The organism is Pseudomonas sp. FP603 (genome assembly GCF_030687415.1).
Lineage (GTDB): Bacteria > Pseudomonadota > Gammaproteobacteria > Pseudomonadales > Pseudomonadaceae > Aquipseudomonas > Aquipseudomonas wuhanensis.
Genome location: NZ_CP117431.1, coordinates 5,324,569 through 5,346,131, shown reverse-complemented (window position 1 = coordinate 5,346,131; position 21,563 = coordinate 5,324,569). Strand labels below are relative to the sequence as shown.

Annotated in this window: 18 protein-coding genes and 1 pseudogene; 12 read left to right on the top strand and 7 right to left on the bottom strand. The window is 59.9% G+C overall.

Translation table 11 applies throughout. The annotated features are described in order from the left end of the window. Positions 1-17: 17 nt before the first annotated feature. The 7 genes and pseudogenes from aceK to PSH65_RS24660 all read left to right on the top strand — a co-directional run bounded on the left by aceK (position 18) and on the right by PSH65_RS24660 (position 11,158). The gene (gene aceK, locus PSH65_RS24690) at positions 18-1,739 is read left to right on the top strand and encodes a bifunctional isocitrate dehydrogenase kinase/phosphatase (RefSeq protein WP_305422913.1); all 1,722 of its coding nucleotides are present in this window, start codon (positions 18-20) and stop codon (positions 1,737-1,739) included. A gap of 178 nt (positions 1,740-1,917) precedes the next feature. Continuing rightward, the gene (gene hrpA / locus PSH65_RS24685) at positions 1,918-5,829 is read left to right on the top strand and encodes an ATP-dependent RNA helicase HrpA (protein WP_305422911.1); all 3,912 of its coding nucleotides are present in this window, start codon (positions 1,918-1,920) and stop codon (positions 5,827-5,829) included. Positions 5,830-6,135: 306 nt separating this feature from the next. Next, positions 6,136-7,257 (top strand): beta-ketoacyl-ACP synthase III, encoded by a 1,122-nt coding sequence (locus tag PSH65_RS24680; protein ID WP_008009866.1) that lies wholly within the window; start codon positions 6,136-6,138, stop codon positions 7,255-7,257. A gap of 205 nt (positions 7,258-7,462) precedes the next feature. Next, positions 7,463-8,077 (top strand): RNA polymerase sigma factor, encoded by a 615-nt coding sequence (locus PSH65_RS24675; RefSeq protein ID WP_305422908.1) that lies wholly within the window; start codon positions 7,463-7,465, stop codon positions 8,075-8,077. Continuing rightward, positions 8,071-8,308 (top strand): annotated as a pseudogene (locus PSH65_RS24670) (anti-sigma factor). Before PSH65_RS24675 ends, PSH65_RS24670 begins: the two are co-directional and overlap by 7 nt. A gap of 232 nt (positions 8,309-8,540) precedes the next feature. Next, positions 8,541-9,884, top strand: coding sequence for an OprO/OprP family phosphate-selective porin (locus PSH65_RS24665; RefSeq protein ID WP_305422907.1), 1,344 nt, complete (start codon positions 8,541-8,543; stop codon positions 9,882-9,884). A 149-nt stretch (positions 9,885-10,033) separates the two neighbouring features. Then, on the top strand, positions 10,034-11,158 hold the full coding sequence (locus tag PSH65_RS24660) for a GNAT family N-acetyltransferase (protein WP_305422905.1): 1,125 nt from the start codon (positions 10,034-10,036) through the stop codon (positions 11,156-11,158). 134 nt (positions 11,159-11,292) lie between these two features. Here PSH65_RS24660 and PSH65_RS24655 read toward each other — a convergent pair whose 3' ends face one another. The 3 genes from PSH65_RS24655 to PSH65_RS24645 form a co-directional block, all read right to left on the bottom strand. Next, positions 11,293-12,222 carry a transposase gene (locus tag PSH65_RS24655; protein ID WP_305421584.1) on the bottom strand — a complete coding sequence of 310 codons (930 nt, stop codon included), beginning with the start codon at positions 12,220-12,222 and terminating at the stop codon, positions 11,293-11,295. Between the two features lie 220 nt (positions 12,223-12,442). Beyond that, positions 12,443-13,048 carry a pyridoxamine 5'-phosphate oxidase family protein gene (locus tag PSH65_RS24650; protein ID WP_305422904.1) on the bottom strand — a complete coding sequence of 202 codons (606 nt, stop codon included), beginning with the start codon at positions 13,046-13,048 and terminating at the stop codon, positions 12,443-12,445. A gap of 18 nt (positions 13,049-13,066) precedes the next feature. Beyond that, positions 13,067-13,552 carry an N-acetyltransferase gene (locus PSH65_RS24645; protein WP_305422902.1) on the bottom strand — a complete coding sequence of 162 codons (486 nt, stop codon included), beginning with the start codon at positions 13,550-13,552 and terminating at the stop codon, positions 13,067-13,069. Positions 13,553-13,693: 141 nt separating this feature from the next. Here PSH65_RS24645 and PSH65_RS24640 point away from each other — a divergent pair, with 141 nt between their 5' ends. The 4 genes from PSH65_RS24640 (at position 13,694) to PSH65_RS24625 (ending at position 16,333) form a co-directional block, all read left to right on the top strand. Beyond that, positions 13,694-14,119 carry a nuclear transport factor 2 family protein gene (locus PSH65_RS24640; protein ID WP_305422900.1) on the top strand — a complete coding sequence of 142 codons (426 nt, stop codon included), beginning with the start codon at positions 13,694-13,696 and terminating at the stop codon, positions 14,117-14,119. A 116-nt stretch (positions 14,120-14,235) separates the two neighbouring features. Continuing rightward, a complete protein-coding gene (locus PSH65_RS24635; RefSeq protein ID WP_305422899.1) occupies positions 14,236-14,580 on the top strand; it encodes a YciI family protein in 345 nt (114 codons plus the stop codon). Between the two features lie 26 nt (positions 14,581-14,606). Continuing rightward, the gene (locus tag PSH65_RS24630; protein ID WP_305422898.1) at positions 14,607-15,098 is read left to right on the top strand and encodes an SRPBCC family protein; all 492 of its coding nucleotides are present in this window, start codon (positions 14,607-14,609) and stop codon (positions 15,096-15,098) included. Next, complete coding sequence (locus PSH65_RS24625; protein WP_305422896.1) at positions 15,098-16,333, top strand: RNA polymerase sigma factor; 1,236 nt, start codon at positions 15,098-15,100, stop codon at positions 16,331-16,333. The genes PSH65_RS24630 and PSH65_RS24625 overlap by 1 nt, the downstream gene beginning before the upstream one ends. Before the next feature lie 139 nt (positions 16,334-16,472). On the opposite strand, the gene PSH65_RS24620 is transcribed toward PSH65_RS24625, so the two are convergent. Further along, positions 16,473-17,327: a LysR family transcriptional regulator gene (locus PSH65_RS24620; RefSeq protein WP_305422895.1), complete on the bottom strand. Its 855-nt coding sequence runs from the start codon at positions 17,325-17,327 to the stop codon at positions 16,473-16,475. A gap of 89 nt (positions 17,328-17,416) precedes the next feature. Between PSH65_RS24620 and PSH65_RS24615 the strand changes: the two genes are divergently transcribed. Next, positions 17,417-17,854: a multidrug/biocide efflux PACE transporter gene (locus PSH65_RS24615; protein WP_305422894.1), complete on the top strand. Its 438-nt coding sequence runs from the start codon at positions 17,417-17,419 to the stop codon at positions 17,852-17,854. 113 nt (positions 17,855-17,967) lie between these two features. On the opposite strand, the gene PSH65_RS24610 is transcribed toward PSH65_RS24615, so the two are convergent. The 3 genes from PSH65_RS24610 to PSH65_RS24600 form a co-directional block, all read right to left on the bottom strand. Continuing rightward, on the bottom strand, positions 17,968-18,690 hold the full coding sequence (locus tag PSH65_RS24610) for a TylF/MycF/NovP-related O-methyltransferase (RefSeq protein WP_007898747.1): 723 nt from the start codon (positions 18,688-18,690) through the stop codon (positions 17,968-17,970). Then, positions 18,687-19,553: a hypothetical protein gene (locus PSH65_RS24605; RefSeq protein ID WP_007898748.1), complete on the bottom strand. Its 867-nt coding sequence runs from the start codon at positions 19,551-19,553 to the stop codon at positions 18,687-18,689. Before PSH65_RS24605 ends, PSH65_RS24610 begins: the two co-directional genes overlap by 4 nt. A 254-nt stretch (positions 19,554-19,807) precedes the next feature. Continuing rightward, the gene (locus PSH65_RS24600) at positions 19,808-21,424 is read right to left on the bottom strand and encodes an inorganic phosphate transporter (RefSeq protein ID WP_305422893.1); all 1,617 of its coding nucleotides are present in this window, start codon (positions 21,422-21,424) and stop codon (positions 19,808-19,810) included. Positions 21,425-21,563: the final 139 nt, after the last annotated feature.

Here is a 21,563-nt window from a genome sequence, read left to right as displayed (position 1 = left end):
CCGCCGAGGTTTTACCTATGCCGCAGCAATGGCCAGCCGCCGACATCGCCCGAATGATCCTCGATGGCTTTGACGATTACCGCGAGCATTTCCGTCAGATCACCGACGGCGCTCGAGCCCGCTTCGAGCAGGCCCAGTGGCAGACGACACAAGTCGCGTCGGCGGCGCGGATCAACCTCTACGAAGAGAAAGTCGGCGAAACGGTTGGGCGCCTGCATCAGTCGTTCGCCGCCGATGTGCTGATGGACGTCAGCAGCTGGCCGTTGGTCAAAAGCGCCTATATCAGCCTGATCGACCTGCGCTTCGACGATGAACTGTCCGAGACCTGGTACAACTCGATTTTCTGCGGGCTGTTCAGCCACGACCTGATCAGCGACGGCTGCATGTTCATCCACACCACGCGGCCAAGCCTGCGCCGCGCCCGGGCGGCGCAAACCCGCACCTACAAGCCCCATGGCCAGTTGTCCGGCATGCTTGCGAGCATTTTTTCCGACTATCGCTTCAGCGAGGATTACGCCGATTTGTCCGGCGACCTGCGCCGCCTCGAAGCACAATTGCGCGAGAACCTGCCGGATTGGGTCTGCAAGGACCCGGAACTGAGTGTCGAGCTGTTTTCCTCGGTGCTTTACCGCAATAAGGGCGCCTATCTGGTGGGGCGCATTTACACCCAGGACGATCAATGGCCACTGGTGATTCCGCTGCTGCACCGCGAAGGCCGGGGCATCCAGATCGATGCGCTGATCACCGACGAGGCGGAGGTGTCGATCATTTTCTCCTTCACCCGTTCGTACTTCATGGTCGATGTGCCGGTGCCGGCGGAATTTATCGGCTTTCTCAAACGCATCCTGCCGGGCAAGCACATCGCCGAGCTGTACACCTCGATTGGCTTCTACAAGCATGGCAAGTCCGAGTTCTACCGGGCGCTGATCAATCACCTGGCCAACACCGACGACCAGTTCATCATGGCCCCCGGCGTGCGCGGCATGGTCATGAGCGTGTTTACCCTGCCGGGCTTCAACACCGTGTTCAAGATCATCAAGGACCGCTTCTCGCCGTCGAAAAACGTCGACCGCGCCACGGTGATCGAAAAGTATCGCCTGGTGAAAAGCGTCGACCGGGTCGGGCGCATGGCCGATACCCAGGAGTTCGCCGACTTCCGTTTTCCGTTGAGCAAGTTCGAGCCGGCATGCCTGGAAGAATTGCTTGAGGTGGCCGCGTCCACGGTATCGCTGGAAGGTGACACGGTGTTGATTCGCCACTGCTGGACCGAACGCCGGATGACGCCGTTGAACCTCTATCTGGAACACGCCAACGAGGCGCAGGTTCGCGAGGCGCTGGAGGATTACGGTCTGGCGATCAAGCAACTGGCGGCAGCGAACATTTTCCCCGGCGACATGTTGCTGAAGAATTTTGGCGTCACCCGTCACGGTCGGGTGGTGTTTTATGACTACGATGAGATTTGCTTCCTGACCGAAGCCAACTTCCGCCACATCCCGCAACCGCGCACCCCGGAAGACGAAATGGCCTCCGAACCGTGGTACTCGATCGGGCCACTGGATGTATTTCCCGAGGAATTTCCACCGTTTCTGTTTGCCGATTCGGGGCAGCGAAAGTTGTTCGATCAGTTGCACGGTGAGTTGTACAACGCTGATTACTGGAAGGGGCTGCAGGAGGCGATTCGGGCGGGGAAGGTGATTGATGTGTTTCCGTATCGGCGCAAGGGCCTCGATAACGAATAGCCTCAAGAGATCGTTCCCACGCTCTGCGTGAGAATGCCTCAATGGACGCTCTGCGTCCGCTCTTGGGACGCGGAGCGTCCCGGGCTGCATTCCCACGCAGAGCGTGGGAACGATCACATGGGGGCGCAAATCTGCGACAATCCGCCCCCTGCGCCACTAGACGACTTTTGCGTACCTGATGACTGACGAATCGCCTTCCATCGACAAACTGCTGAAAAACCTCGATCACGCCATGCTCGCCGACCGCCACCGGCTGCGGCGGCAGTTGCTTGAGCTGCGCAAAAAACCTGACGAGGCCAAACTGGCTCAGTGGGTGACGCGCACGCAGGCGTCCTGCGATCAGGTGTTGGCGCGGCGCGCCAGCCTGCCGGTGATTCGTTACGACGACAGCCTGCCAATCGCCGCCAAGCGCGACGAAATCAAAGCGGCGCTGCTAAAACATCAGGTGCTGATCATTGCCGGCGAAACCGGGTCGGGCAAAACCACCCAGTTGCCGAAGATCTGCCTGGAAATCGGCCGCGGCCAACACGGCCTGATCGGTCACACCCAGCCCCGTCGAATCGCCGCACGCAGCGTGGCGAGCCGGGTCGCTGAAGAATTGGCGACGCCGTTGGGCGCGCTGGTCGGCTATCAGGTGCGGTTCGAGGATCAGAGCGATTCCAACACCCTGATCAAACTGATGACCGACGGCATTCTGCTGGCGGAAACCCAGAACGACCGCTACCTCGAACGCTACGACACGATCATCGTCGACGAAGCCCACGAGCGCAGCCTGAACATCGACTTCCTGCTCGGTTACCTAAAAACCCTGCTGCCGCGTCGTCCGGACCTGAAAGTCATCATCACCTCGGCGACCATCGACCTGGAGCGTTTTTCCAAGCACTTCGACGATGCGCCAATCGTCGAAGTCTCCGGCCGCACCTTCCCGGTAGAAACCTGGTATCGCCCGCTGACCCTGGAGCAGGATGAGGAGGGCAACCGTGTCGAGGATGACCTGACCGTGGATCAGGCGATTCTCGCCACCCTCGACGAAATTGCCGCGTTCGAACGCAGCGAGCGCAAGAGCCCCGGCGACGTCCTGGTGTTCCTGCCCGGCGAGCGCGAGATTCGTGACGCCGCCGACATGCTGCGCAAGGCCCAGCTCAAACACACCGAGATTCTGCCGTTGTACGCGCGGCTGTCGCCGGCCGAACAGCAGCGGATTTTCCAGTCGCACCCAGGCCGTCGAGTCGTACTGGCAACCAACGTCGCGGAAACCTCGCTGACGGTGCCGGGCATTCGTTACGTGATCGACAGCGGCACCGCGCGCATCAGCCGTTACAGCTACCGCGCCAAGGTTCAGCGCCTGCCCATCGAAGCGATTTCCCAGGCCAGTGCCAACCAGCGTAAAGGCCGTTGCGGGCGGGTCGAACCGGGCATTTGCATCCGCCTCTACAGCGAAGAAGATTTCATCGGCCGCCCGGAATTCACCGACCCGGAAATCCTGCGGACCAACCTCGCGGCGGTGATTTTGCAGATGCTTCATCTGCGCCTCGGCGAGATCACCGATTTCCCGTTTATCGAGCCGCCGGATGGCAAAGCCATCAGCGACGGTTTCAACCTGCTGCAAGAACTCTCGGCGGTGGACCGCAACAGTCAGCTGACCCCACTCGGTCGGCAATTGGCGCGGCTGCCGGTGGACCCGCGCATGGGCCGCATGCTGCTGGAAGCGGCGAAACTGGGCAGCTTGCAGGAAGTACTGATCGTCGCCAGTGCCATGTCGATTCAGGACCCGCGCGAGCGTCCGCCGGAGCGTCAGCAAGCCGCCGATCAGGCCCACGCCCAGTGGAAAGACGTGGACTCGGACTTCGCCGGGCTGGTCAATCTGTGGCGAGGTTTTGAAGAACAACGCCAAGCCCTGACGGCCAGTCCGCTGCGCAACTGGTGCCGCAAGAATTTCCTCAATTACCTGCGCCTGCGCGAGTGGCGCGATTCCCATCGCCAGTTGAGCCTGATCTGCCGCGACATGCAGCTGAGCCTCAACAAAGAGCCGGCGGATTACCCTAAGCTGCACAAAGCCGTGCTCTCGGGTTTGCTCAGCCAGATCGGCCAGAAAACCGAAGACGGCGATTACCTCGGCGCCCGTCAGCGACGCTTCTGGATTCACCCGTCGTCGGGCCTGGGCAAGAAGCGTCCGCAATGGCTGATGACCGCCGAACTGGTGGAAACCACCAAGCTTTACGCGCGGATGGTCGCCAAGATCGACGCTGACTGGATCGAGCCGCTGGCCGGGCACCTGATCAAGAAAAACCACTTCGAACCCCATTGGGAGAAGAAGCGCGGTCAGGTTGTGGCTTTCGAACAGATCACCCTGTTCGGGCTGATCGTGGTCGGACGCCGGCCGGTGCATTACGGGCCGGTCGACCCGGTGGTGTCCCGCGAGTTGTTTATCCGCGAAGCTTTGGTGCGTGGTGAGATTCAATCCAAAGCCAAGTGCTTGTCTGCTAATTCACAGTTGTTGGAACAGCTCGACGAACTGGAAGCCAAGGCGCGCCGCCGCGACATCCTCGCTGACGAAGAAACCCTGTTCGCCTTCTACGATGCGCGACTGCCGGCAGAGATTCACCAGACCGCGACCTTCGACAGTTGGTACCGGGTCAACAGCCAGAAAGATCCGCAGCTGCTGATCATGCGCGAAGAAGACGTGCTGGCCCGCGAAGCCAGCGAAGTCACCGCCGCGCATTACCCGGACACCCTGCACATCGGCGATCTGGAACTGGCGCTGAGTTATCACTTCGAACCCAACCATCCACGCGATGGCGTGACCTTGCGTGTGCCGGCACCGCTGTTGCCGATGCTGCCGCCGGAACGTCTGGAATGGCTGGTGCCAGGCGTAATCGAGGCCAAGTGCATTGCGTTGGTGCGCAACCTGCCCAAGGCCCTGCGCAAGAATTTCGTGCCGGTGCCGGACTTCATCAAAGCCGCCTTGCAGCGCATCACGTTTGCCGAGGGCTCATTGCCTCTGGCCCTGGGGCGCGAGTTGCTGCGCATGACCGGGGCACGGGTCAGCGATGAAGCCTGGGCCGAAGCCTCGCAGCAGGTCGAAAGTCATTTGCGGATGAACCTGGAAATCGTAGACGGCCAGGGCAAGTTCCTCGGCGAAGGCCGTGACTTGGCCGAGCTGACCGCACGCTTTGCCGAGGCCAGTCAGGCTGCGTTGGCAGTGCCGCAAACGGCGAAGAGCCAACAGCCGGTGGAGCCGAAAGTCTTTGCCGCCGTGGCGGAAAAAACCCAGCAAAAAATCGCCGGGCTATCGATGACGGTGTATCCGGCGCTGGTGGAAGAAAGCGGCACCGTCAAGGAAGGTCGATTCTCGACCCCGGCCGAAGCCGAGTTCCAGCATCGCCGGGCCTTGCAGCGTTTGCTGATGCAGCAGTTGGCGGAACCGGCGAAGTTCCTGCGCGGCAAGTTGCCGGGGCTGACCGAGTTGGGCCTGATGTACCGCGAACTGGGGCGCATCGACAGTCTGGTGGAAGACATTCTGCTGGCCAGTCTCGACAGCTGCATTCTCGACGGCGAAGACCCATTGCCACGCGATGGCGCCGGGCTGGCGTCGCTGGCCGAACGCAAACGCGGCGGCTGGACCGAGCACGCTGAACGGTTGGCCAAGCTGACCCTGGAGATTCTCAAGCTGTGGCACGGCCTGCAGAAACGCTTCAAGGGCAAGATCGACCTGGCGCAAGCCGTGGCCTTGAACGACATCAAGCAGCAGCTCAGCCATCTGGTGTATCCGGGGTTCGTGCGTGAAACGCCGATGCCGTGGCTCAAGGAACTGCCGCGTTACCTCAAGGCCGTCGAGCAGCGTTTCGAGAAAATCGGCGCTCAGGTGCAAAGGGACCGGGTCTGGAGCGGCGAATTGTCCGGCCTCTGGACGCAATACCAGACCCGCGCCAACAAACATGCCCAGGAGGGCAAGCGCGATCCGCAGCTGGAGCTCTATCGCTGGTGGCTGGAGGAATACCGGGTCTCGCTGTTCGCGCAGCAATTGGGGACCAAGGTGCCGATCTCCGACAAGCGCCTGAACAAGCAATGGACACAAGTCGAGCCCTAAACCCTGTGGGAGCGGGCTTGCCCGCGATGGCGGCCTGCGATTCGATATAAATGTTGGATGTGATGGCCTCATCGCGGGCAAGCCCGCTCCCACAGGTACGCTGTTGCGCTTGCAAAAGGCGCCAAAAGCCAGCGTTTATGGCAAACTTCGCGCCTATAAACGCCAGCCCCGCGGTTTTGAGCCTTCACGGGCCGGGCGGATCGGAATAAAGCGATGCCAGGTTTGCGTCCGGACCTGGAATAGACCCTTTGTGTGTTGGTACGTCGGTGCCAGCGCTTTCTGCCTGAACGGATTAGAGAAACGACCATGCATAACGTCGTCATCAGCGGCACCGGCCTGTACACCCCGGCCAACAGCATTTCCAATGAAGAGCTGGTGCAGTCTTTCAACGCTTACGTCGCGCTGTTCAACGCCGACAACGCCGAAGCCATCGCGCGCGGCGAAATCCAGGCATTGACCGAATCCAGCGCCGCGTTTATCGAAAAAGCGTCCGGCATCAAAAGCCGCTTTGTCATGGACAAGGACGGCATCCTCGACCCGCAGCGCATGGCGCCACGCCTGCCAGAACGTTCCAACGACGAGTGGTCGGTGCTTTGCCAGATGGCCATCGGCGCGGCCGAACAAGCCTTGCAGCGTGCTGGCAAGACCGCCGCTGACATCGACGGTGTGATCGTCGCCTGCTCCAACCTGCAACGCGCCTACCCGGCCATCGCCATCGAAGTTCAGGAAGCGCTGGGCATCCAGGGTTTCGGTTTCGACATGAACGTGGCGTGCTCCTCGGCGACCTTCGGCATCCAGGCTGCGGCCAACAGCGTGCAACTGGGCCAGGCCCGCGCGATCCTGATGGTCAACCCGGAAGTCTGCACCGGCCACCTGAATTTCCGTGACCGCGACAGTCACTTCATCTTCGGCGACGCCGCCACGGCGGTGATCATCGAACGTGCGGATCTCGCGACGTCCAAGTACCAGTTCGACGTGGTCAGCACCAAACTGCTGACCAAGTTCTCCAACAACATCCGCAACAACTTCGGCTTCCTCAACCGCGCCGCGGAAGAGGGCATCGGTGCCCCCGACAAACTGTTCGTCCAGGAAGGCCGCAAGGTGTTCCGCGATGTCTGCCCGATGGTCGCCGAGCTGATCGCCACGCACCTGGAAGAAAACCAGCTCAACGTCAGCGACGTGAAGCGCTTCTGGCTGCACCAGGCCAACCTCAGCATGAACCACCTGATCGTCAAGAAGCTGTTGGGCCGCGAAGCCACCGAAGAAGAAGCCCCGGTGATTCTCGACACCTATGCCAACACCAGTTCTGCCGGTTCGGTGATTTCGTTTCACAAAAATCAGGACGATCTGGTCAGCGGTTCGCTGGCCGTACTCAGCTCGTTCGGCGCTGGCTATTCGATCGGTAGCGTGATTCTGCGCAAGCGCTGAAGCTGTCGCGAGGTGGCATTGTCCCAATGCCATTCTCAGTTAAGGCGCGGAACCTGTGGGAGCGGCGGTGCGACGATTCGACTTGCTCGCGAAGGCGATGTATCAGGCAACATTCATGTCGACTGACACTCCCTCTTCGCGAGCAAGCCCGCTCCCACAATGTTGTCCGACGCCACAATACCGATGGTTCTGAAACGAGGTTTGCATGGCCGCAGCTGACGACACCCTATTGCTCGAACGCCTGCTGGCGGGCGAGCAGAGGGCTTTCAAGGAACTGGTCAGCACTTACCAGAGCGCGATGCGCGCGGTGGCCTATGCCATCGTCGGTAACCGACACGTCGACGAAGTGGTGCAGGATGCCTGGCTGTCGGTGGTGCGCAATCTCGGCGGGTTCGAGGGGCGGTCGAGCCTCAAGACCTGGCTGCTGACCATCACCGCCAACTCGGCCAAGAGCCGCTACAAACAAAACCGTCGGGAAGTGCTGCTCGATGACCTGCCATCGCCTCACGGCACGCTCGATGACGATCGTTTTTCATCGAGTGATGGTCATTGGCTGGTGGCGCCGTACGCCTGGCATCAGGACACGCCAGAGGCCCTGTTGACCGAAAGCGAGCTGCGCGAATGCCTGGAGCACACGTTGCTCAGCCTGTCGGAACTGCAAAGCAGTGTATTGCTGTTACGCGAGCGACAGGGGTTGGAGCTGGAGGAGATCTGTAATCTTCTGGAGATCTCGCTCTCCAATGTTCGTGTGCTGCTGCATCGGGCACGGTTGAAGGTCTTTGCGACCGTGGAGCATTTTGAGGAAACCGGCGAATGTTGACCTGCAAGGAACAAGTGGCGCGCTCCAGTGATTATCTGGATGGGCAGTTGAGTTTTCGTGAGCGATTGATGGTGCGGCATCATTTTGATGTTCTGCCCCAATTGCCGGCGGTTCATTCGGCAGATGCGCTTGATGCAGGCCACCCTGAAGGTGATGCCCGAGCCGCCTGTAGCTGATCTGGATGCGCTGGCTGAACGGCTTGCCAACGAGCATCTGAAGAAAAAATCGTAGTTTCCCGCCCGTATTACACCCCTTCAGCCGCTCTAGCTTGCGGCTTGCAGCTCATCTCCTGTGGCTGCTCTTCTGTTATTTCGATTCGAAGTAAAAAAGTTCCCCTGTCATAAAATCTTTATCTATCAGCAACCCGGCTGAAATACCCCGCCCCCAAGATTCCCTCCCAACACAAGCGGGCCAGACCCGCGTGTTTCCAAGCTACAGACCACCAATTAGGGGGAACTCTTCGATGATCCGTAAGCACTTCGCCGGTTTTGCCGCCAGCGCATTGGCCATGGCAGTAACCGCCCAGGCTTTCGCTGGCACCGTCACCACTGACGGCGCCGATATCGTAGTCAAAACCAAGGGCGGCCTTGAAGTCGCCACCACCGATAAAGAATTCAGCTTCAAACTCGGCGGTCGCTTGCAGGCTGACTACAGCCAGTTCGATGGCGTCTACACCAGAAACGGCGATACCGCCGACGCGGCCTACATCCGTCGTGGCTTCCTGGAGCTGTCGGGTGTGCTGTACACGGATTGGGCTTACACCATCAACTACGATTTCTCCCACAACAGCGGTGACTCCGACAACGGTTACTTCGACGAAGCGTCGTTGGCCTACAACGGCTTCAAACCGGTCTCGATCAAAGTCGGTCGTTTCGACCCGGACTTCGGCCTGGAAAAAGCTACCAGCTCCAAGTGGGTCACTGCGCCAGAACGCAACATGGCGTACGACATGGTCGATTGGGCGAACAGCCACCAGAATGGTCTGGGCCTGCAAGCCTCCAGCACCTTCGCTGATTCGTTCTACGCTTCTGCCGGCGTGTTCAGCAAAGACACCGACGATACCGATGGCAACAGTGTTAAACAGGTCAACGGTCGCTTTGTATTCGCCCCGATGCATGACGCCGGCAACGTGCTGCACTTCGGTGTGAACGTGGCTTCCCGTGACGTCTCCGACACCGCCTTCGATTCGCGTTATCGCACCCGCATGGGCATGCGTGGCGTCGAAACCCTCGGCGGCAACGATGCCGGCACCAACGGCAACCGTCCGGTGCTGGGCGGCAGTTCCACTTCGCCTGCCGGCTCCTATGACCGTGACGACGCTTACGGCCTGGAAGCTGCATTCGCCATGGGCCCTGCCTCGATCCAGGGTGAATACATCGCCCGCAAGACCAAGGCCGATGACAGCAGCCGTGAAGACATCAAGGGTCACGGTTTCTACGTCCAGGGTGCCTACACCCTCACCGGCGAAGCCCGTGGCTATAAAGTCGGCAAGTTCGATGCGATCAAGCCAGCCAACAAGTCGATCGGTGCCTGGGAGCTGTTCTATCGGTACGACAGCCTGACCGTCGAAGACGACAACATCACCACCGCCAGCCTGACCCGCGATGTCGGCGATGCCGAAGCCCAAGTGCACACCCTGGGTGTCAACTGGTACGCCAACGAAGCGGTGAAAATCACTGGCGCCTACCTCAAGGCCAAGACTGACAACGTGACCAATGCCACTGCTGCCAGCGGTACTACCCCGGCACGTCGTACAGGTGATGACAGCGGTGACGGTTTCGTGGTCCGCGCTCAATACGTGTTCTAAACCGCAGTAAATCCTGTACGAGCTCTTTCTTCATCCGTTAAAGCTCCGCTCGTTTAACCCCGCTTCGGCGGGGTTTTTTTTGTTTCGGATTAGGCAATCAGATAGGCGATACTCGTCCCATCTGTAGAAAATGATGGTCGGGGATACTGATGCCGCTGCAACGTCTGGAACGTCTGTCCGAAATCGCGCCGCACACCTGGGACGCGCTGGTGCCGGCAACTCAGCCGTTTCTGCGCCATGCCTTTTTGAGTGCGCTGGAAGACAGCGCCAGCCTCGGCCCGCATTCCGGCTGGCAGCCCGAGCATCTGCTGCATGTTGAAGGCGATCGCCTGATCGCCGCGCTGCCCAGTTACCGCAAATGGCATTCCTACGGCGAGTACGTGTTCGACCATGCCTGGGCCGAAGCCTGTGAGCGTGCCGGCATCGACTACTACCCCAAGCTGTTGACGGCGGTGCCGTTCAGCCCGGTCAGCGGGCCACGATTGCTGGCGGCGACGATCGAGGATGGTTTCGAACTCCTGCAGAGCCTGCCGGGCTATCTGGAGATCGAAGAGCTTTCCAGTGCTCACATCAACTTCACCGATCCGTTCACCGACGCCGCGCTGGCCCAGCAGCCAGGCTGGTTGCAGCGCATTGGCTGTCAGTACCACTGGCAGAACCGCGGCTATCGGGATTTTCAGGACTTCCTCGACGCCCTCAGTTCGCGCAAGCGCAAGCAAATGCGCAAAGAGCGTGAGCAAGTGGCCGGGCAGGGTATCGATTTCGAATGGCTGGAAGGACGACAACTGGACCAGGCGCAGTGGGACTTTGTGTATGCCTGCTACGCCAATACCTACGCGGTGCGTCGGCAAGCGCCGTATCTGACGCGGGAATTTTTCAGTCTGCTGGCCGAGCGTATGCCGGAGTCGATTCGTGTGGTGCTGGCCAAACAAGGCTCACGACCGGTGGCCATGGCCTTCAGTCTGGTCGGGGGCGACAGCTTCTATGGCCGTTACTGGGGCTGCCTCGCGGAGTTCGATCGCCTGCATTTCGAGACCTGTTTCTATCAAGGCATGGACTACGCGATCGCCAACGGCTTTCAACGTTTCGACGCTGGCGCTCAGGGCGAGCACAAGTTGATTCGCGGGTTCGAACCGGTGATCACCCATTCCTGGCATTACCTGCGCCACCCGGGCTTGAAGTCGGCGGTGAAAGACTTCCTTGAGCGTGAGCGGGTCGGGGTCATGGGGTATGTAGAAGAGGCGAAGACTGCCTTGCCCTACCGACAAGGCTGATCTTCGTGACGGTTATCGAAAATCTAATGTGGGAGCAACTGTCTTGATGTCTTTTATTTTGAAGTTTGATCAAAGGGCAGCCGAACTTCCACAGTCTCAAACCATGTGATTTCCCAAATGAGCAAGCAGTCTGTTTAGGCTGCCTGCTCTCTCCACTCAGTTTGGTCACGGATCATCGCGTTCAGCCTTATCAACAACACCCGCATGCAGGCGATCAGCGCCACTTTCGCGCATTTACCTCTCAGGCGAAGCGCGTCATATCGGGCTTTGAACTCGGGTTGTCGCAAAATCACAGCCCAACTGGCCATGTACATCGCACGTCGCACGGCAAATCGGCCACCGCTTATATGACGAGGCCCTTCGTGGTTGCCGCTGTCGTCGTTGTAAGGGGCGATCCCTGCCAGTGCTGCGATCTCGTGCCGTCCAACCTCTCCCAGCTCAGGCAGGTAGGCCATGATGCTGGCTGCGGTCACGAGCCCTAGTCCCTTAACCGAGCGCAAGCGGGCAATTTTTTCACTGTCCAGGTCTTTGGCGCTTTGGCAGATCAGCTGTTCTATCGACTTTATTGCCTGATCTAAATAGTCGATATGGCTTTGCAACAAGGGTTTTATCGAGTCGACAGAAGCCGTTTTGATACGCCGCCTGTCGTCACTTTGCTGCTGAACAAAGTTTTCGCGTTGCTGTACCAGCGCACGCAAATTGTCCTGTTCGGCGCTGGTGATACGGCTATCGGCGTCCTTTATAATCGTTGCAAATTCGGCGAGAAGCCGCGCATCTATCGCGTCTGTTTTAGCGCGATAACCCATTGCCTTGGCAAAATCTTTCGCCCGACGAGGATTGATTCGTAAGACGTCAAAGCCGCCCCTTTGAAGCACCTTCATGGGCCCCCGCTCGTAGCCACCGGTGGCTTCCAGTAACACGCGGGTGACTTCGAAGCCTTTTAACCAATCAATCAGCACCGGGAAACCACTGGCGCTGTTCGGAAAACTCGCACCAATGCCTTGCGAATTAATCCAGACTTCCAGACTGTCTTTGGAAACATCAATGCCTGCGCAGGAAAACATGGCTAAACCCTCTTACACTCATAAATGAGAGCGCTCTGGTTGGGCTCCACGCTTGTAATGTTCGAGGTCGGCTCGTTCAACTGTTCGGGCTCAATAACCAGAGTGGAGAGGTGAATGGCAGCATGGGCTCCCACACGTGCTGCTAGCACTCCGGGCGTTCAGCTTGCCACTCACCGCTCTCATCTTCAGTCTAAGTCCTGCGCAAGACACAAGCGGGTGATCAGTAGAGACTGTCCCGCACTCTCGCCGGTGCTTCCCGGTCATACGTCTCGGCATCGAACTGCCCATCGTTCAGGCGCTTGTGAAACGCCCCGGCGGTCGGCAGGGCAGAGCGTTCGAGGTGTTTGTGCGGGTTCCACAAATCCGAACGCACTATCGCTTTCGAGCAGTGAAAATACGCCGCTTGCACCGTCACCAGCATCACCGTGCGCGCCGGTTTGCCGTTAACGGCAAAACTCTCCAGCAATGCGGGTTCGGCGCTGATCTGCGCCGTGCCATTAACCCGCAACGTCTCGCCAATCCCTGGAATGATGAACAACAGCGATACCCGTGAGTCGAGCACGACATTGCGCAGCGTGTCGATGCGGTTGTTGCCCGGTCGATCCGGGATCGCCAGCGTGCGCTCATCGATGATCCGCACGAAACCCGGCGTATCGCCACGCGGTGAGCCGTCCATGCCGTCGGGGCCGACCGAGCTGATAATCACCAGGGGCGAGGCGCGGACCATCGCCTGATAGTCCTCGTTCAGAAACGGGATCTGCTTGCGCACCGCGCGGTCATGGGGCAGGCCGTAGATCGCTTCCAGCGCTTCGATTGAATTCAACATCGTTCATCCCTCTACGAATCAGAAAACCAGCCCCATCCGTCGTTCGTAACCGATCCGGCCTTTGTACGCTTCGCCGCTGTCGACAAAGCCATATTTGGCATACAGCGCGATGGCCGACTCATTGTCTGCATCCACCGACAACTCGAGCCCTTTGATTTCCGGCCAGGCCTGGCGCGCAACCTCGGGCAGGGCTTGCAGGCAGGCCTTGCCATAGCCTTTGCCCTGGGCGCGGCGATCGACCTGCAGGGCGTGCAGGGTGGCGCTGTGTTCGTCGGCCCAGGCCGGCAGTACCGGCGGGCGCTTGAGTAGCAGGAAGGCCACCGGAGCATCCTCCACCAGTAGCGCAAAGCCTTTGACGCCAGGGCCAGGCTTGGACAGCAAAGTGTGCAACGCACCATGAATGTCGCCAGAGAACCTGATTTGTTCGGCGTTGATTTCGATGGCCTCGACCTGTTGGCGCTGCAGGGCGTTCAGGCTTTCGTAAGGCACGAGTCGGGCAGTCACTGGAGTGTCCTTTTTCCAACGGAATTGAGCCTCGGATTCTAGCGAATTTGCTCCCATGGATTATTTTTATTTCGGTGGTCGATTTGGCTGTTCGCCAGACGACTAAGGGTGTCTTCAACAAAAAAACCACGGAGAACCATCATGAATGCTCAGACACAAATCCATAACCTGATCGAGAACTACCGCCAGGCGGTCATCGCCAAGGATGTGGAAAAGGTCATGGCCCTGTACGCCGATGACATTGTCTCCTTCGATGCCGTCAAAGCCCTGCAATTCAAGGGCAAGGCGGCCTACCGTGCGCATTGGCAGGAATGCATGGAGATGTGCCCGGGCCCGCACATTTTCGAGTTCCACGAGATCGACATCGTGCCGTCGCAGGAGATCGCTTTCGCTCACTGGCTGGCGCATTGCGGCGGCACCAATGAAAAAGGTGAAACCCAGGCCTGCTGGATGCGCGTCACCGCGTGCTATCGGCAGGAAGCGGGGCTCTGGCAGATCGTCCACGAACACTGGTCGGCGCCGTTCGACATGACGAGCGGCGCGGCGCTGTTCGACCTGAAACCCTGATGGTCGGGCTGTTTATCGGAAAGCAGCGCCATAGCATCAATCTGCAGCCATAGTTGATCAGTTCGATCAGGGCAAAGCTCCAAGAGATGGAGAGCCTTAAAGAATGGAGAGTCCCCATGAAGTATCTATGCCTGGTCTACAGCAACGAGCACGAGTTGCACTCGCTGCCCGAAAGCCCCAAAGACGCCGAGTGCATGGCCTACGCCGAGTCGATCCAGGGCAGCGGCAGGATGATCGCCGCCGAAGCGCTGGAGTCGGTACAGACCGCAACCACCGTGCGCATGCGCAACGGAAAAATGTCGGTTACCGATGGCCCGTTCGCTGAAACCAAGGAGCAGTTGGCCGGCTTCTACCTGATCGATGCCAAGGACCTCAATGAAGCCATCCAGGTCGCCGGCAACATCCCGGCGGCCCGGGTCGGCTGTGTCGAGGTGCGGCCCGTTCGCCAGTTGAATCCCTGAATAACAATCACAACAGGAGTTCTTGCATGAGTCCGCAATCCGTCCAGCGAAAACCGGCCAAATTCGAGCTGTCCATCAGTCGCCTGATCGATGCGCCGCGCCGCAAAATCTTCCGCGCCTGGACTGAACCCGCGCTGCTCGCCCAATGGTGGGGGCCTCACGGCATGACCACGCCCGAGTGCGAAATGGACCTATGGGTGGGCGGTCAGTTTCGCACCCTGATGCGGGCGCCGGATGGCTCCGAGTACCCGACCATGGGCGTGTTTCTGGAGATCGTCGCCCCGGAGCGTCTGGTGTTCACCGACGCTTTTCTTCCCGGCTGGATTCCCACCGGCAAGCCGTTCATGACCGCCGAAGTGACGCTCGAAGAGCGGGACGGTAAAACCCTCTATACCGCTCGCGCCATGCACTGGAACGAAGAAGATCGTCAGGCGCACGAGGCCATGGGGTTTCATGACGGTTGGGGGCAAAGCCTTGATCGGCTGGAGACGCTGGTGACTGAAGGCATGCCGGACTGATGCCTGGCGAGTCGGTACGGGCGCGAGTCGAGCAGGTCTACCGCGAAGACTCGCGGCGGATTCTGGCGACCCTGATCCGTCTGCTCGGCGATTTCGACCTCGCCGAAGAAGCGCTGCACGAGGCGTTCTTCGTCGCGGTCGAACGCTGGCAGCGTGATGGTGTGCCGGACAATCCGCGCACCTGGCTGGTGTCCACCGGCCGCTTCAAGGCCATCGATGTGTTGCGCCGGCGCGCGCGTTTTAACGCGTCCCGGCCGATGTTGCTCGCTCAACTGCAAGAGCTGGAGCAGGCTGACTGGAGTGATGAAGATGTGGAAGACGATCGCTTGCGGCTGATTTTCACCTGTTGTCACCCGGCACTGGCGGCGGACGCGCAAGTGCCGCTGACCCTGCGTGAAGTCTGCGACCTGACCACAGAAGAAATCGCCCGGGCCTTTCTCTCGGCACCGGCCACCATCGCCCAGCGCATCGTGCGGGCCAAAGCCAAGATTCGTGACGCGAAAATCCCTTACCAAGTGCCCACCCTGACGGAACTGCCTGAACGTCTCGACAGCGTGCTGCGGGTGATTTACCTGGTGTTCAACGAAGGCTACTCGGCATCTATCGGCAACGAATTGACCCGCGAAGACCTGACGCGTGAAGCGATTCGTCTCGGTCGGTTGTTGATGCAATTGCTACCCGAACCCGAGGTGATGGGGCTGCTGGCGCTGATGCTGTTGCATGAGTCCCGGCGCCCGGCCAGGACTTCACCGAGCGGTGAACTGATTGTGCTGGATGAACAGGATCGCTCGCTGTGGGACGCCGAGCTGATTGCCGAAGGCTGTGCACTGGTGGAGCAGGCGCTGACGACGCGGCGTTTCGGGCCTTATTGCCTGCAAGCGGCGATTGCTGCGGTGCACGCCGAAGCGCCGACGGCGGCGGAGACGGACTGGCCGCAGATTGTCGGTTTGTATGATGTGCTGCTGCGGGCCGTGCCGTCGCCGGTGATCGAACTCAACCGCGCGGCGGCGCTGGCCAAGCGCGATGGCCCGTTGGCCGGGTTGACGTTGATTGACGGGATTCTGGCGCGGGGCGAGTTGCTGGATTACCACCTCGCGCACTCGGCGCGGGCGGAGTTTTACCGGCAGTTGGGAAGGGTGGAAGAGGCGCGGGCGGCGTACGAGCGGGCGCTGGAATTGACGCAGCAGGTGCCGGAGCGGCGGTTTATCGAGGGGCGGCTCCAAGCGTTGGAGTGATCATGGATGTGCGGTGCGGCAGCGGGCCCCATCGCGGGCAAGCCCGCTCCCACAGTGGATTGATGATATGCGCAAAATCTGCGTCCGACACAGAACCCTGTGGGAGCGAGGCTAGCCCGCGATAAGGGCCGCAGGACCTTCACTCCAGCATCTTGCTCAATAACCAACTCCCCGCCGGCCCAGGCGGGTGCAGGCGCGACCACAGCGCATCGACGCACACCGGTTTCGGCCAGCCGCGCACATTCAACTCCACCAATGAGCCCGCCCCGAACCGCCCCACAAGCCAGCGGGGCAACGGCGCCCAGCCGAACCCGCCCTGGGCCATTTCCAGCAGCATCAAATAGCTCGGCGCCGACCAGACGCGCCCCTTCGCCCGGCTTTCATACGGATTGACGATCGTCGCCAGACGCAGTTCGCGGTGCTGTTGCAGCACGTCTTGATCGATTCCCTTCAGCTTCGCCAACGGGTGAGCATGGGACACGAACAGGGCGATTTCCGTGCGCTCGTCCACCGTCGAATTGACCAGGTCGGGTGGGTAGCTGTCTTGCATCTCGGCGAAGGCGACGTGCGCTCGACCGCGTTGCACCAGCGCCACCAGGTCATCGCATTCGGCGATCAAGCATTCAAGCTCCAGGTCTGGATAACGCTGCTCGAAAGCACTGAGCGCCGCTTCGAAGCGGTCGGACTGGTAGGTATCGGAAATCGCCACGGTCAGCTTCGGCTCGACGCCTTGGGACAGTTGGCTGGCGGTCATTTCCAGACGGCTGGTGGCGGCCAGAATCTCCTCGGCCCGTTGCAGCATGACGTGCCCGGCCGGGGTCAGGCTCGGCTTGCGACTGCTGCGGTCGAACAGGGCAAGGTTCAGGTCGATTTCCAGGCTGGCCACTGCGGCGCTGATGGTCGACTGACTGCGACCGAGCTTGCGCGCCGCGGCGGAAAACGAGCCTTGAGTCGCCGCCTGGACAAACGCCAGCAGCACTTCGTGGGATGCCATGAACTATCGCCTTGATCGATGGTTATTGGTTATGAAGTATCGGTGCGATGACAGATCATGGCAACCATAGTCACTCAGGGAGTCTGGTCATGAACGCCAACAAATCCATCACTGAACGAATTTTCCAGGCCATCGGTTTCGAACTGCTGGCGATATTGATCTGTACCCCGCTACTGGCCTGGGTCATGGAAAAACCCATGCTGGAAATGGGCGCGGTAACCATGGCCATTGCAGCCCTTGCCCTCGCCTGGAACGTGGTCTTCAACGGCGTGTTCGACCGGTTGCTCAAGCGCTTTGCTATTGTGCATAACGCGTGGGTCCGCGTGGTGCATGCGCTGTTGTTCGAAGGAGGTCTGGTGGCGTTTGGCGTGCCGTTGATTGCCTGGTGGCTGAAGGTCAGCCTGTGGCAGGCGTTCCTGCTGGACATCGGCGTGCTGCTGTTTTTCCTGCCCTACACCTACGTCTACCACTGGGGTTACGACGTGGTGCGTGAGCGGCTGTTGGTGCGCAGGGCTTGCGAAGCGTAAAACCCGCCTTTGCAGGAGCGAGGCTTGCCCGCGAAGAACGATAACGCGGTCATTCGGGTAGACCGCGGTGCCTTCTTCGCGGGCAAGCCTCGCTCCTACAAAGGGGGGATGGGTTAGACGTGGAAGTAGCCTACACACGAATCAAACGGCAGGCGTTTGAGTTCGATTTTGTTCAGGTCGAGCACTTCGCGCAGGGCTTTGGTTTCACCAGGGAAGTTGCGATAAGCCACTTCGTCCAGTACTACGATCGCGCCTTTTGGCATGTACGGCAGGAAAGTTTCCAAAGCGACTTTGGTCGATTCGTACAGATCGGTGTCGAGGATCAGCATCGCCACCACCAAGTCTGGACGGGTCTGGACCCACTCCGGCACGGTCTTGACGATGTCGCCTTTGACCAGCTCACAGCGCGGGATACGGTTGACCGGGCGCAGCAAGTCGTTGGCGTCGATCATGTCCTGGATCAGCGACTGGTCGGTGTCGGAGAACATGGTCTCGTTCACGTCTGCCGGGTCTTCTTTTTTGTCGATGCTCTGGAAGCCTTCGAAGGTGTCGAAGCCGATAATCGAACGGTTGATCGCGTAGGGTTCCAGGATCATCGACAGGTGCATGTAGAGCATCAACGAGTTGCCCTTGTACACGCCGCACTCAATGATCGCGCCCGGGATTTCGGCGACTTTCTTGAACAGCTCCATGCGCGACAGAGCAGCGGTCACGCCGATACGGTTGGCGAAGACGAACGGTGCGTCGGCCACGTACTCGGCATCGACCCGTTTCAGGACGTTGGCACGGGTTTCGTTGTACTGGGCCTCGGCAGGCGTGATGCGACGCTTGGTCATTGGTCGATTCCTTGGAAATTCGAAAAGTCGTGGGCGTGAAAATAGTCTTTGAAGCCGGCGCCGACGTCAGGGCAGGCGCTGTCGACGTTGATCGCGCCGCGCTTGTGCTTGAGGTCGTCGAGGTGCATCAGGCGGAAGTCCACGCTGAAGCGGGTTTGTTCGGTGTGATTGGCGACCGTGCCATGCAGATGCGAGCCGGAGAAGATCAGCATCTCGCCGGTATTGCCGGCGATGCGCACTTCAGACGCGGTATTGATCGCCTCCAGCGGCACCGGGTGCACGCGGACTTCCTCTTTGAGGTTGTCCTTGGCCTTGTGCCGCTGGTTGTTGATCCAGTCGTTGAGGCTCCATTCGCTGGAGGTGTTCTTCACGGGCACGTCGAAGTAACCGGCGTTGATCATCATGGTCTGGTCGGGGCGAATGGTATGCACCGGCATCCAGGTGTTGATCTGGCAATCGACGCTGCCGTACCACGTGTCGCGATGAGGCTTGTAAGCGTAGCTGACACCGGCGTGCAGGTAGTCATAGTTCGGCACCACGCGAATACGCGGCACGTCGAAAATGTACTCACGCGGGTCGACACCGATCTCGTCGATAAACGACAGGATCAGGTCCTTGGCGCGTTGGCTGTTGGTGAACTGGCCTTTGAGGCGCGTCACCAGTACCACGAATTCTTCCACCGGCATCAGCGTGTGCAGCGCCTGGTGATTGGTCTCGCCGTCGAAGGCGGCGGTGATGCTTTCCTGGGCGAACGCACACAGCTCTTTGGCGGCGCGCAGCTGAGTGTTCAGGAAGATGTCGCCGGCGTAGATGGCTTCTTTAAAGTCAGCTTTGTGCTGAAGCTGATTGATATACAGATTCACGATTCCACTCCTGAATGCATCGAGTCTCTTATGAGTCGGCCACACGTTAGCAAACTGAAGTGCAATCCGGCGGGTGGTGGATCAATGAAGGCGCAATCCTCTGAATTTGCGACGAAATGCTTTCGCCGGGCAAAAAAATCCCTGTAGGCGCGAGAGGCTGCCCGCGAAGAACGATAACGCGGTCATTGGGGTAGACCGCGGTGCCTTCTTCGCGGGCAAGCCTCGCTACTACAGGGGTTGGGTGTTTAGGCTGGTCAGAACAGCTTGGTGAACAACCAATACAAACTCCCCGACAACACAATCGCCGCCGGCAAGGTCAACACCCAGGCCATCAGCAGGTTGCGGATGGTCTTCATCTGCAAGCCGCCACCGTTGGCGACCATGGTCCCGGCCACGCCTGAAGACAATACGTGGGTGGTCGATACCGGCAGGCCGAACATATCGGCAGCGCCGATGGTCAACATCGCCACGGTTTCCGCCGAGGCGCCCTGGGCGTAGGTCAGGTGTGTCTTGCCGATTTTTTCGCCGACCGTCACCACAATGCGTTTCCAGCCGACCATGGTGCCCAGTCCCAGGGCGATGGCCACCGCGATCTTCACCCACAGCGGAATGAACCGGGTGGCGTTGTCGATCTGTTGTTTGAACAGTTGCAGCTTGCCGGTGGTGTCGGCGTCGAAGTTGCCAACCTTGTTCTTGTCCATCAGGCGAATGGTTTCGCTGGTCAGGTACATGTCGTTGCGCACGTTGCCCATCGCTTCGGCCGGGACTTTCGACAGCGAGCCGTACCCCTTCACTTCGTTCCCGATGTGGCCCGCCAGTGCGGCGAGGGCGGGGATCAATTGCGGCGTGGCTTCCTTGCTGCGCATGTAGTCGGTCAGCACCGGGCGCGGATCGGCGGGCACCGGAAGCGGCGAGTTTTTCATCAGGGCTTGCTGGGTGACTTCCGCCACCGCAGCGAACTGCAAGGCCTGATCCGCCGGCATGGTGCGGTTCAGCGCATACGCCATCGGCAAGGTGCCCACCAGGATCAGCATAATCAGGCCCATGCCTTTCTGGCCGTCGTTGGAACCGTGGGCGAAGGACACACCGGTGCAGGTCAGAATCAACATACCGCGAATCCACCACGGTGGCGGGGTGTCGCCCTTCGGCGCCTTGTACAGCGCGCGATTTTTGACGAAGGCGCGCAACGCCAGCAGCAACAGCGCGGCAAACGCGAAGCCGATCAGCGGCGACAGCAGCAACGCGTAACCGACTTTGGTCGCCTGGGCCCAGTCCACGCCACTGGTGCCATCGCGGCCGTGCATCAGGGCATTGGCTACGCCGACACCGATGATCGAACCGATCAGCGTGTGGGACGAAGACGCCGGCAAACCCAACCACCAGGTGCCAAGGTTCCACAGGATGGCGGCGATCAACAGCGCGAAGATCATCGCGAAACCGGCGGAGGAACCGACTTGCAGAATCAGCTCCACGGGCAGCAGGGCGATGATGCCGAACGCCACCGCGCCGCTCGACAGCAGTACCCCCAGAAAGTTGAAGAACCCGGACCAGGCCACGGCGAAATTCGGCGGCAGGGAGTGGGTGTAAATTACGGTTGCCACGGCATTGGCGGTGTCGTGAAAACCGTTGACGAACTCAAAGCCCAACGCAATCAACAGTGCCACGCCCAACAGCAGAAACGGCGTCCAGGTGGTGATCGCCGTGCCCAGTTCGCTCATGTCGTGCATCAGGCTGTAGGCGGTAAACAACAGCCCGCTGCCCAGTACCGCAAAGAACATCACGAAGGTGAGCAGGCCGGGCTTTTTATCGAACTGCGGCCTGGCGCCGCTGGCGGGAGCCTGTGTAGCGGCGGTGAAAGAAGGCGTAGCCATGCCGGACAATCCTGAGCAGAGAAGGAGTGTCGCCCATGATCGTTGCTAAATATTACAGTGAGGCTGCGCTGGGTCAGTGTTTGGTTTTTTTGTAGGGCTAGAAGTTAATGCAGGCAAATATCTGTGGCGAGGGAGCTTG